This is a genomic window from Staphylococcus caprae, assembly GCF_002902725.1.
GTDB classification, from domain to species: Bacteria; Bacillota; Bacilli; order Staphylococcales; family Staphylococcaceae; genus Staphylococcus; species Staphylococcus caprae.
Genome location: NZ_PPRT01000072.1, coordinates 30704 through 42806, shown reverse-complemented (window position 1 = coordinate 42806; position 12103 = coordinate 30704). Strand labels below are relative to the sequence as shown.

The 12103-nt window shown below is 35.1% G+C and carries 10 protein-coding genes, 8 tRNA genes and 1 riboswitch; of the genes, 2 read left to right on the top strand and 16 right to left on the bottom strand.

Annotation, left to right across the window (positions count from 1 at the left end; genetic code table 11):
• Positions 1-27: 27 nt before the first annotated feature.
• Together CD155_RS11435 and metK are read right to left on the bottom strand one after the other, a co-directional pair.
• Positions 28-936 (bottom strand): nuclease-related domain-containing protein, encoded by a 909-nt coding sequence (locus CD155_RS11435; protein ID WP_070830771.1) that lies wholly within the window; start codon positions 934-936, stop codon positions 28-30.
• A 106-nt stretch (positions 937-1042) separates the two neighbouring features.
• Entirely contained in the window at positions 1043-2239 is a 1197-nt protein-coding gene (gene metK, locus CD155_RS11430; RefSeq protein ID WP_070830769.1) for a methionine adenosyltransferase, read from the bottom strand.
• 109 nt (positions 2240-2348) lie between these two features.
• Positions 2349-2459, bottom strand: a riboswitch (SAM riboswitch).
• Positions 2460-2614: 155 nt separating this feature from the next.
• Between metK and pckA the strand changes: the two genes are divergently transcribed.
• Positions 2615-4207, top strand: coding sequence for a phosphoenolpyruvate carboxykinase (ATP) (gene pckA, locus CD155_RS11425; protein WP_070830767.1), 1593 nt, complete (start codon positions 2615-2617; stop codon positions 4205-4207).
• Positions 4208-4285: 78 nt separating this feature from the next.
• Here pckA and CD155_RS11420 read toward each other — a convergent pair whose 3' ends face one another.
• Positions 4286-5068, bottom strand: a complete 783-nt coding sequence (locus CD155_RS11420; protein ID WP_103213382.1) for an alpha/beta hydrolase family protein — start codon at positions 5066-5068, stop codon at positions 4286-4288.
• Positions 5049-5522, bottom strand: coding sequence for an RNA deprotection pyrophosphohydrolase (gene ytkD / locus CD155_RS11415; RefSeq protein WP_103213381.1), 474 nt, complete (start codon positions 5520-5522; stop codon positions 5049-5051). The genes CD155_RS11420 and ytkD overlap by 20 nt, the downstream gene beginning before the upstream one ends.
• Before the next feature lie 71 nt (positions 5523-5593).
• Between ytkD and yidD the strand changes: the two genes are divergently transcribed.
• A complete protein-coding gene (gene yidD / locus CD155_RS11410) occupies positions 5594-5842 on the top strand; it encodes a membrane protein insertion efficiency factor YidD (RefSeq protein ID WP_037541567.1) in 249 nt (82 codons plus the stop codon).
• On the opposite strand, the gene menC is transcribed toward yidD, so the two are convergent.
• The 12 genes from menC to hemY form a co-directional block, all read right to left on the bottom strand.
• Entirely contained in the window at positions 5839-6840 is a 1002-nt protein-coding gene (menC, locus tag CD155_RS11405; protein ID WP_103213380.1) for an o-succinylbenzoate synthase, read from the bottom strand. The two genes, yidD and menC, sit on opposite strands and share 4 nt — an antisense overlap.
• Positions 6830-8239, bottom strand: a complete 1410-nt coding sequence (gene menE, locus CD155_RS11400; RefSeq protein WP_103213379.1) for an o-succinylbenzoate--CoA ligase — start codon at positions 8237-8239, stop codon at positions 6830-6832. The genes menC and menE overlap by 11 nt, the downstream gene beginning before the upstream one ends.
• Positions 8240-8917: 678 nt before the next feature.
• Positions 8918-9006: transfer RNA gene (locus CD155_RS11395), tRNA-Ser, on the bottom strand.
• Positions 9007-9065: 59 nt separating this feature from the next.
• Positions 9066-9137 (bottom strand) — tRNA-Glu (locus tag CD155_RS11390).
• A 1-nt stretch (position 9138) separates the two neighbouring features.
• Positions 9139-9213: transfer RNA gene (locus tag CD155_RS11385), tRNA-Asn, on the bottom strand.
• 11 nt (positions 9214-9224) lie between these two features.
• Positions 9225-9298: transfer RNA gene (locus CD155_RS11380), tRNA-Gly, on the bottom strand.
• Positions 9299-9315: 17 nt separating this feature from the next.
• Positions 9316-9391, bottom strand: a tRNA-His gene (locus CD155_RS11375).
• A gap of 13 nt (positions 9392-9404) precedes the next feature.
• Positions 9405-9477, bottom strand: a tRNA-Phe gene (locus tag CD155_RS11370).
• A 10-nt stretch (positions 9478-9487) separates the two neighbouring features.
• A tRNA-Asp gene (locus CD155_RS11365) sits at positions 9488-9563 on the bottom strand.
• 15 nt (positions 9564-9578) lie between these two features.
• Positions 9579-9652 (bottom strand) — tRNA-Met (locus CD155_RS11360).
• A gap of 308 nt (positions 9653-9960) precedes the next feature.
• Entirely contained in the window at positions 9961-10515 is a 555-nt protein-coding gene (locus CD155_RS11355; protein ID WP_002443520.1) for an RBBP9/YdeN family alpha/beta hydrolase, read from the bottom strand.
• A gap of 144 nt (positions 10516-10659) precedes the next feature.
• Positions 10660-12054, bottom strand: coding sequence for a protoporphyrinogen oxidase (gene hemY, locus CD155_RS11350; protein WP_044466431.1), 1395 nt, complete (start codon positions 12052-12054; stop codon positions 10660-10662).
• Between the last annotated feature and the right edge of the window lie 49 nt (positions 12055-12103).

The window sequence follows — 12103 nt, the reverse complement described above, 5'->3', positions numbered from 1 at the left end:
AAAATCTATTCCTTACGTTTGTATGCTTTAATTAAATGATTCGATTTTATCCATAATTGTTTGTAAATCATCAACATTGTACTGAATACGTCCATGGAAGACAAACTTATTAAAGAATTCATCTAGTTGTTCAGGACCTACAAGCACTTTGACATTCGATGATTGTGCGTAATTAGAAATTGTCACATCGCCTTCATCTTTAGGATTGAAGTATAAAATTGATGTTGGCGTATATTTCGTATTTAACTCACTTTGTAAATCACCCGCGAGTGTTTGAATTTGTTGAATCTTTTCAGAGTAATTCACAAATGACAATGATTTTTGATCCTCATTTTGATCTAAAACTAATGTTTGTGGACTTGATTGATCTAAATCAAGTGTTTGGAACACTTGTGACATGGTCGGCAACTCTTTGAATTGAGCGCCACTAATACCATTATATACATGCCCTTTCAATAGTTGAGAATCAATGATATATAATCCTGTTCTAGTTAATACTAAATGACTGATACGCTCTATATTGTTAAATTCATTACTTGGTAAAAAGATATTCGCCATGATGTGCATATCTTCGGGACGAATTCTTTTCTCATTTACAAGTCGTTCACGAATGCCAATTAATCTCATATCTGTAACGTATTCACTATGATTCTTAGAAAATAGCTTTAATGCATCAATTTCTCTATCTTTACTATTTACTGTCGCATCAAAATCTTCTTTTTGTTTAGTGACAGCCTTTTTATTTTCTACTCTTTCTTTTTCTAAGGCTTCTTCATGAGATTCTTTCAAATGTTGCTCTTTTTCTTTATATTGGGCTTCTGTTTGATTTTTAATTTTCTTTTTACTGCTAATTGCAACTAAAAAGAGAATAAAGAAAAGAATTGCCACAACAATTGCAACGATTAAGCCTATAACTATCGGTGAAGATAAACTCATCACAACAACGCTCCTTTAACCATTTCAATAACTTTCATTATAATAGAAAACACTCAATTTATCGACATTTAATTGATATTTCCTTTCACTCAATTGAAAGCAATGGTTATGCTTCAACCGCATCTTTAAGTAAATTCACTTTGTCTAACTTTTCCCATGGTAGTAAAACATCTGTACGACCAAAATGACCATAAGCAGCAGTTTGTTTATAAATAGGTTGTTTTAAATCTAACATTTTAATAATTCCTGCTGGTCTTAAATCGAAGTGATTTCTAACTGCCTCTACTAATTCAGCTTCTGAAACTTTACCTGTACCAAACGTATCAATAGAAATTGACACAGGTTCTGCAACACCTATGGCATACGCTAATTGTACCTCACATTGATCAGCTAATTCTGCAGCTACAATGTTCTTAGCTACGTATCTTGCAGCATATGCAGCAGAACGGTCTACTTTAGTAGGATCTTTACCACTGAAGCAACCGCCACCGTGGCGAGCATAACCACCATACGTATCAACAATGATTTTACGTCCTGTTAAACCAGCATCACCTTGTGGTCCACCAATCACAAATCGTCCAGTAGGATTAATAAAGAATTTCGTTTCTTCATCTAATAGATCTTCAGATACTGTTGGATAAATGACGTGTTTTTTAATATCCGCTTCAATTTGTTCAAGTTCTGTATCTTCTGCATGTTGAGTAGATACAACGATGGTATCAATGCGTTTAGGTTGATCATTCTCATCATATTCTACAGTTACTTGAACTTTACCATCAGGACGTAAGTAATTTAAAATTTCATCTTTACGTACATCGGATAAGCGTTTAGCAAGTTGATGTGATAAGAAGATTGGAAGTGGCATGTAAGTATCCGTCTCATTTGTAGCGTAACCGAACATCAAACCTTGATCTCCTGCACCCGTAGCTTCTATTTCTTCTTCAGAAATTTCATTACGATATTCTAGCGCTTTATCTACACCTTGTGCGATATCTGGAGATTGTTCATCAATTGCTGTTAATACAGCCATTGTTTGGTAATCGTATCCATATTTAGCTCTTGTGTAGCCAATATTTTTAATTGTTTCGCGAACTACTTTTGGAATATCTACGTATGTAGAAGTTGAAATTTCACCAGAAATAAGCGCCATACCTGTAGTTACTGTTGTCTCACATGCAACACGTGCATTAGGATCATCTTTAAGAATTTCATCAAGAATGGCATCAGATACTTGGTCTGCAATCTTATCGGGATGACCTTCAGTGACTGATTCTGAAGTAAATAATCGTTTATTATAAGTCATGTTTTGCTCCTTTATATATTGATTACGAAAATTCTCTTTTATGTGTGAGCTAAATAAAAGAGCCTTCTACACTATCAAGATAGAGAGAAGGCTCTTAAACGTCCATTCGCTCTTATCGTTCAGACGATATATGTCTGCAAACGGTTTGGCACCTTTCTTTACTAAAAAGAGGTTGCTGGGTTTCGTTGGGTCCATGTCCCTCCACCACTCAGGATAAGAGAATCCGTTAAAATTAATACTACCGAATTCATAGTTTAATGTCAATTTATGATTTCGCTCTATAGCTTATATTTACTGTGGATTAATCATTGTGTTGTGTTATACTATTTAAATGTAAAGGCTTACATAACTACTATTGCTTTGGAGGGATTGAGTATGTCAGTAGACACATACACAGAAACAATTAAAATTAAAAATTTACTAGAAAAACCATCAACTCAGTTTCAACTCTCAACAACTCAACTTTACAACAAGATTTTAAACAACAATGAAGGACAATTAACTGAATTAGGTGCAGTTAACGCAAGTACGGGGAAATATACTGGTCGTTCACCTAAAGATAAATTCATCGTAACTGAACCTTCATATAGAGATAATGTCAATTGGGGAGACATCAACCAACCGATTGATGAAGAGACATTTTTAAAACTTTACAATAAAGTTTTAGATTATTTGGGTAAGAAAGATGAACTCTATGTATTCAATGGTTATGCGGGAAGTGATAAAGATTCACGTTTAAAGCTAACAGTCATCAACGAATTAGCGTGGCATAACTTATTTGCACATAATATGTTTATTCGTCCAGATTCAAAAGAGGAAGCTAAGAATATCAAACCTAACTTCACAATTGTTTCTGCCCCACACTTTAAAGCAGACCCAGAAGTAGATGGGACTAAATCAGAGACATTTGTCATCATTTCATTCAAACATAAAGTGATTTTAATCGGCGGTACTGAATACGCTGGTGAAATGAAAAAAGGTATCTTCTCAGTAATGAACTACCTATTACCAATGCAAGATATTATGAGTATGCATTGCTCAGCAAATGTTGGAGAAAAAGGTGATGTTGCTTTATTCTTCGGTCTTTCAGGTACAGGTAAAACAACGCTCTCTGCTGATGCAGAACGTAAATTAATTGGGGATGATGAACACGGTTGGAATAAAAATGGCGTGTTCAATATTGAAGGCGGATGTTATGCCAAAGCCATTAACCTCTCTAAAGAAAAAGAACCACAAATTTATAATGCAATTGAATACGGTACTATTTTAGAAAATACAGTCGTTAAAGAAGATGGTACAGTAGATTTTGATGATAATAAATTTACTGAAAATACACGTGCCGCTTACCCTATTGAACATATTGATAATATCGTTCTACCTTCTAAAGCAGCACATCCAAATACAATTATTTTCTTAACTGCTGATGCCTTTGGTGTCATTCCTCCAATTTCTAAATTGACCAAAGATCAAGCAATGTATCATTTCTTAAGTGGTTTCACATCTAAATTAGCTGGTACTGAACGCGGTGTCACTGAACCGGAACCTTCATTCTCAACTTGTTTCGGCGCACCTTTCTTACCATTAAATCCAACAGTTTACGCTGATTTACTCGGTGAACTTATCGACAAACATAATGTAGATGTTTACTTAGTTAACACTGGTTGGACTGGCGGAAAATACGGTGTAGGCCGTCGTATTAGCTTGCATTATACTCGTCAAATGGTGAACCAAGCAATTTCAGGACAATTAAAAGACGTCGAATACAAAAAAGATGATACATTCGGTTTAAATATTCCCGTTGAAATTAAAGATGTTCCTAAAACAATCTTAGATCCAGTTAATGCTTGGAGCGATGCGAATAAATATCACGAACAAGCTCAAGACTTAATTAACCGTTTTGAAGAAAACTTCAAAAAATTCGGTTCTGAAGTTGAACATATTGCTGAAAAAGGCGCTTTTAATAAATAAAATTGACAGAATTGAAAAAGGTAGAAAGCACGCAATTCGAGCTTTCTACCTTTTTTCTATTTATTTACCTAGCGTTTGCTAGCAGTTTTTACGTTTATGATTTTCTATATTTTGCATCCATTGACGCACTTTTGACAGTGTCTCTCTCATAGCTGGTGGTCTTGGCACATGACCTTCGTTAAATTGATAGAACGTCTCGTAATATGTTCCTTTGGCTTGTAGTTTTTCCTCTAAATCATATGCTTGATGAATACCAACTTGCCAGTCCTTTCCACCATGAACAATGAGTATAGGAGGACTGTGTGCATCAATATTTTTTAATGCATCTCTTTTATTATAAGCGTCTACATCTTTCTTAGGATGACCCACCATTCGACGTAGCATTCCTCTTAAATCCACTCGCTCTTCATACATTAGGTGAATATCAGATACACCGCCCCAAATAATATAGCTATCTACAGGTAAATCTTGAAACGTTAATAATCCTTGAAGCCCACCACGAGAAAATCCAATCATATGAACATGCGCCTTAGGATATTGATGATGTAATAGTCGTATCAATTGTGTTACATCATTTAAATCTCCACGATAGAACTCATCCTTACCTTCACTGCCGTTGTTACCGCGATAATAAGGGCCAACAACCAATGAATGCGCATCTGCAAACTGCATTAATCTTGCTGCTCTGACACGCCCTACTTGTCCCTTTCCGCCTCTAAGATAAACGACAATTCGATCTACAGATTGATATGGTGTCATCATCAATGCTTTAACATTTAAATGGTCTACTTGATAAGTAACTTCCTCAAATCGATGTGTATGAGCGTCTATAGGCATTTTCTTAATTTTTGTAAAATCCAAGCGCTCTCACCCTTTCAAGACATTTTAAAATTGTCGCATCTTGCACTAGAAAACTTTGTTTCTCACGAGGTATATTAGTTACATTTTCAAAAAGAGAAGGACCGTTCGTTTCATAATAAGTATGATGTGCTTCAAAATGACTCACTTCTATGAAAAAGACATCCTTTAAAAATAATTCATTATCATTTGTTGTCACTTCGTATTGTGCAAAGTAGTAACAACTTCGAGCAATTGCTCCTGTTTCTTCATACAATTCTCTTAAAACTGCTTCTGAAGGCGTTTCACCTTTCTCTACTTTACCTCCCGGAAATTCAATGCCTCGGATTTTATGTTGTGTAAATAATAACTGATCGTTATACACTGGAATGCTAAGCACGTGATTTCCATTTGGTACATTTGTATGATTCTTATAAGTAAGCGTTACTTCTCTATTATCTTTATCACGAAACTTCACATTCCACACATCCCCTCGTACTATGTTAAACTAAATTTATTAAATTAATTGTTGGAGGCGTAATTTCGATGATGAAAAAATTATTTCTAGCGATGGTAGTGTTTTATCAGCGCTTTATATCGCCATTGACACCACCGACCTGTCGATTTTATCCAACATGTTCAGAATATACTAGAGAAGCAATTCAATATCATGGTGCATTTAAAGGCCTTTATCTAGGCATCAGACGTATACTTAAATGTCATCCATTTCATAAAGGCGGCTTTGATCCCGTACCTTTAAAGAAAGAGAAGCATTCATCTACCGAACATAAACATTAAAGTGGCTTTAATTTCGATAGCTCAACTTTAGGGGGAGTGAATTCAATCATTCCCTCTTTTAATATGCCTGAATCTTTAGCTAAATCTTCTTTAAAGTAATACCCTGAAGGCGTAATATCTCCAGGATAATCCCCCTCTTTAGCTAACATCGCTGTAAAATACCGACTTAAGCCAAACTCATACATGCCTCCCACGACGAATTGAATTCCTTTCGCCTTTAATATCTTCATTGCTTCGATGACTTTATCGATACCACCCAATCTAAATGGCTTCAGTACGACCACTTTAACTGGGTATTGATTGACGATGGATACAATGTGCTTGATAGATGTTGCTTTTTCATCAATTGCAATAGAAGGATAATGACTAGCATTCAATTCATTTAATGTATCCAACGACTTAAACGGTTCTTCAATATACAGAATATCTTCCGATTCTAGCTCTGTTATTTCTGAAAATGAATCAACTGTTAGCGATTCATTAGCATCAATTGCAATATCACACTCGAAATCAAGTTGATGTATACGTTTTAAATCTTCAGCTAATTGAGAAGACCATTTAAGTTTAATTCGCTTCGGCTTAGTTCGATATAACGTTAACAATTGCGAGTTGGATAAACCGCTTACTGTTGCACCATATTCAACTGAAAAAGAAGGTAGTGTGTGATACATCTGATACACTGCCATAACAACAGTTGCACGTGTCGCTGGCATAGAATCCAATTCACTTAAATAAGGTAACCATGCGTCGAAAGATGTAAACACCTTTCCAATAATTTGCGATTTCCAAGTATTGATTGTTTCGATTACTCTCTCGATGGTTTCATTATCATACCAATTCGTGGCAAATGCATTACACTCTCCATAATAAGATTGATCATCATGCGTTAGTATTTCGATAATTAAACTTTTACGTTCGTTTAGCTTAATTTTCGGCGTAATCATTGGAGATTGAAAGGGTTCTTCATATTCAAAGAGATTGATAGCTTTAATTTTCATATTTTATACCTTCATTTGTAACTTTATTTCGCTGTAATTTCCCCGTTGATGTATAAGGTAACGTCTCTACTTGATAAAACGCTTTAGGTACTTTATATTTGGCTAAATTTTGTTGAAAATAATCAACTAATTCGCTCTTGTTAATTTCATTTTCAGCAGTAAAATAAAGCACTGGAACTTGACCCCACGTCTCATCAGAAACGCCAATACAAACTGCATCAGAAATATCGTTAAATTGCTTAGCAACAGATTCAATTTGATAAGGGTAAATATTCTCTCCACCACTGATAATTAAATCTTTGCGACGGTCATATACCATGACAAAGCCTTCATTATCTATTTCTGCAATATCACCAGTTTTAAAGAAACCATCTTCAAATGTATCAGTCAAATGCTCAGGATACAAATAACCATTCATTACATTCTCCCCTTTTATAAGGAGTTCTCCGTGACCTAAATGATTCGGATTTTTAATTTTAACCTTTACATTATCACTAGGTTTACCTACAGTGTCATATCTTTGAGATAACATTTTAGGCGAAGCCGTTAGAAACTGGGAACATGTTTCCGTCATTCCAAATGAATTATAAATAGGTAATTGGTAGTTCAGAGCTTGATCGATAAGATGAGATGAAAGCTTCGCACCACCAAGCAAAATCTTTTCTATTGAATAAGGTTGAGTTAATCCAGCATCCATTAACCACTTTAATGTTTGTGGTACTAATGAGACGTGCGTGATGTCTTCATTAATAATGATTTTAAGCATTTTTTTGGTTTTAAATTTTTCAACTATTCGTACTGTGAAACCTTCAATAACTGATCTTAATATGACACTAAGTCCAGAGATATGATAAATAGGCAGCACTGATAACCATTTCGTATCTTGGTCATAACCTAAACTTTGTTTGCATCCTGTCGCACTTGCGAAGTGATTATGAAAGGTTTGAGGTACAGCTTTCTGAGGACCAGTTGTACCGGAAGTAAACATAATAGATGCAATATCATTCATATTAAATTGACTAGACTCAATGTTTTGAGCCTTTAATTTATTAATTACATCGATATCATAAAGGTTAAAATTGTCTAATTCGAGAGGAATCGTATGTAAGATCGTATCGACATTAACAGAATGCATTTGATTGATGATTTCCTGTTCTGTTAATCGTGTGTTAATCATCGCAATTTCAACACGCGCAAGCCAACATGCGTGAATCAGTATGATAGAATCTAAATCATTCTTAATATATAGCCCTACTCTGTTTTGGCGAAGTGATGTCATACATTGCGCTAATTGATAAACTTGCGTATACAATTCTTCAAATGTAAGCGATTGGTCATCTGTCATTATCGCTATTTTATCTTTATTAATATGAGATTGTTCTTTTAACCAAAAATCCACACGACATTCCTCCAAAAATAAATACAATGTATATTATAACGATTCAGAACATATTTATCAGTACTTTAGCTTGAAATTATGATTGAAGAAATGGATATAAGTTGGAGGTATATGTAGTCGAATATATATTTTGAAAAGTGGAATTCACGTTTATCTAGTTATTAAGGGTGCTGAAAAGTAAATAGTTTAAATTTAGTGAACACCACTCACTAAATTTTTATAAATGTTATATTATGAAGTAAAGTTAACTATGTTAAATTAATAAATAAAAATGAATAACTAAAAATGGTTAATTAAATTCATTTCATTAAAAAATCAAAATAAGTCCAGACAGATAAAAGGAGGAACTTAATATGGCAACGATGATAATGATCTTTCTGTTTGTTTACTCAATTGTCATCACACTCATGTACTTTAAAAAAGATAAGAAATAATGACGTCCCCCTCCGTTCATTACTTACAATTTTAATTAGTATGTGCTAAATTATCTATGTCAGATGACATTAAATAGCATCTCCTCAACTTGATTAAATTTTGGTTGGCTGACCACAATTAATTTTAGCTTGAGGAGATGCTTTTTTATAAACTTAGAATCATTCTGAACCGTACACGTAACGTATAACATAGTTCACATAAAAATAACGCCTATAATGAAATCAATCACTATAAGCGTCTTAACGGAAGGTGAGGGATTCGAACCCTCGAGACGCTTGTGGCGCCTACACACTTTCCAGGCGTGCTCCTTCGGCCAGCTCGGACAACCTTCCCCTATTCTATTTTAATCAAGATATAAAAAAACAGAAGCGATATTTCACTTCTGTTTGTATGACTCCTACGGGACTCGAACCCGTGTTACCGCCGTGAAAGGGCGGTGTCTTAACCGCTTGACCAAGGAGCCATGGCTCCACAGGTAGGATTCGAACCTACGACCGATCGGTTAACAGCCGATAGCTCTACCACTGAGCTACTGTGGATTAATAAAAAATGGAGCGGGTGATGGGAATCGAACCCACAACATCAGCTTGGAAGGCTGAGGTTTTGCCATTAAACTACACCCGCACTGTGTAATACGATTATGGGGCGGTTGAAGGGAATCGAACCCTCGAATGTCGGAACCACAATCCGATGCGTTAACCACTTCGCCACAACCGCCAAAAATAGCGAATGGTTCAGGACAGAGTCGAACTGCCGACACATGGAGCTTCAATCCATTGCTCTACCAACTGAGCTACTGAACCACAATTGTAATGGCGGTCTCGACGGGAATCGAACCCGCGATCTCCTGCGTGACAGGCAGGCGTGTTAACCGCTACACTACGAGACCTATTAAAATGATGTATTGCGGGAGGCGGATTTGAACCACCGACCTTCGGGTTATGAGCCCGACGAGCTACCGAACTGCTCCATCCCGCGCCAATATTATTTTTGACTACCTTATTATCTTACCATTTTCGTCTTTACAATGTCAATACTTTTTTAAAGAAATTTAACATTTCGTTCATTTCAACTTTAAATCAATTTGTGATAATTGAAATGAATGACGTCTCAAATAAGTACTTTATTAGTATATAAATTACAATACATTTCGTCAATATTGTTTTGAAATTAAATTGTGTAAAAAATTACCTCATATATCTTTTTATATTTTTCTTTACTAAAATATATATTTCACAAGTTCATCTACTACTTTTAAAGCACGCTTAGCATTGAGACTATACAATTTACCTTGTCATATAACCTTGCATTCTTGATTGTAAAGAAGTAAATGTTGTGAACCCCTCATCTTCTAGAAAGTGTCCGCCCTCTTCAACGATACGTATTTTTCCATTCAACGTATCCATTAATCTTTTCGTTTCTTTATAAGAGACGTATTTGTCATCTTTTGAAGAAAGTCCATAAAAATGATCGACCTGTGATTTCACTTTTTCATAATTAATAGAAATGCCATCTAAATTTACATTCTCATCGATATCATGAGCATCTTCTTTAAAACCTGCGATGCTAAATAATCCTTCTATATGATGGTCTGTGCCTTCAATAAATTTTAACGCTGCAATGGTACCAAAGCCATGAGTGACAAAGTATGTATCATATTTGCGAATTCGAATTTGATCTTTCATTTGGCTTACCCACTCATCGATTTGAGCATGTGCATCCGCGTCTAAATTAAATAAAGTCACGTGATAACCTTCTAATGTTAAATTATGCTTTAACCATTCATACCAATGGTTTGTGGCATTTCCATATTTTGAATGTACGATAATCACATCTGTCATGTTCTTCACCTCATAAGTTGATTCACTTCATCTCTATTTTAAAATAAAAACACTTTAAAAGGAATGATACTACTGCGATAAACTATCACTCTTTCATAGAGCCAAGTTAAATGCAATCATTCTTATTAAAGTGTTATATAAGATTTACAATTCTTCTAAAATTTCTTCGATAGCGTTCTTACCTTGTTGAATGCAATCCGGTAATCCTACAGCTTCAAAAGGAGCTCCTGTGATACGTAATCTAGGGTACGTGTTTTTAATATGTTGTTGAATTGCTTTAATATTCTTAATATGACCAACATGATATTGAGGCATACTTTTCGGCAAACGATTAACAATTGTAAAATCAGGATCACCTTTAAACGTCATCATCTGACTTAAATCTCGTCTTACAATAGAGACGATTTCGTCATCCGTATGATCATCAACTACAGTATCGCCTGGCTTACCTACGTATGCTCTGATAAGCACTTTCCCTTCTGGAGTGGTAAATGGCCATTTTTTAGATGTCCACGTACAAGCTGTGATATCAGTCTTACTGGTACGTGCGATCACAAATCCTGTGCCATCGTATGTGTTTTCAATATTTTTGTCGTCAAATGCCATCACGACAGTTGCTACAGTAGTTGAATCCATATTATTAAAGTAATCAAATGCTGGATCATGATTGAACCATTTCATAAACACTTGTTGTGGCGTTGTAACTAACACGCCTTCGAAACGCTCGCTCTCATTATCTAACACGATTTCGTAATCTTTTTGATAGACTTTAATATCATTAACTGTCGTATTGTAACGAATATTGACGCCTTTATTTTGCACATCTTTAGCAAGTGCTTCAATAAATGAACTAAGCCCGTGCCTAAATTGTTTAAACTGACCTTTTGGTGCTCCAGGATAAAGTTGACGTCGTTTCACACGTTGTTCTTTCTCATCTTTCATCCCTTTAATCAAACTTCCAAATTGTTCTTCCTTCTCTTTAAAATTAGGAAACGTACTCATTAAACTTAAATCATCAATATTCGTACCATAAATTCCACCCATCAATGGCTCGATTAAGTTTTCAAGCACTTCATCGCCTAATCTTTGTCTAAAGAAATCTCCTACAGAAATATCATCTTCAATCTCTATCGGCTTCTTAAACAAATCAAGACCAGCTCTTAATTTACCAAGTGGTGAGATTAACTTCGTTTTTATAAACGGCTTAATATCCGTAGGTATGCCCATGATTGAACCACCTGGAATCGGATATAACTTGTTCTTAGCAAATATATACGATTGACCTGTCGTATTGGTAATTAAATCATTTTCCAAACCAATATCTTTAGCAAGATCTGTCATAATCGTCTTACGTCCTAAATAAGATTCTGGACCTAATTCAATAGTATATCCATCCTCGCGATATGTTTGTATTTTACCACCTGGACGATTGGACGCTTCAAATATCGTCACTTCTACCGAAGGATCTTGCTTTTTAATAAAATATGCACTCGATAAACCTGTAATTCCAGCTCCAATAATTGCAATTCTTTTACTCAATTGTTTCACGCTTCCTTTCAGACCCGTAAAAATCTATCCTGAAAATGTG

What these genes read in the sequence shown, in the direction of transcription:
- CD155_RS11435 (WP_070830771.1), bottom strand. Translation starts at nt 936, where the DNA reads ATGAGTTTATCTTCACCGATAGTTATAGGCTTAATCGTTGCAATTGTT.
- metK (WP_070830769.1), bottom strand. Translation starts at nt 2,239, where the DNA reads ATGACTTATAATAAACGATTATTTACTTCAGAATCAGTCACTGAAGGT.
- pckA (WP_070830767.1), top strand. Translation starts at nt 2,615, where the DNA reads ATGTCAGTAGACACATACACAGAAACAATTAAAATTAAAAATTTACTA.
- yidD (WP_037541567.1), top strand. Translation starts at nt 5,594, where the DNA reads ATGAAAAAATTATTTCTAGCGATGGTAGTGTTTTATCAGCGCTTTATA.
- menC (WP_103213380.1), bottom strand. Translation starts at nt 6,840, where the DNA reads ATGAAAATTAAAGCTATCAATCTCTTTGAATATGAAGAACCCTTTCAA.
- CD155_RS11355 (WP_002443520.1), bottom strand. Translation starts at nt 10,515, where the DNA reads ATGACAGATGTGATTATCGTACATTCAAAATATGGAAATGCCACAAAC.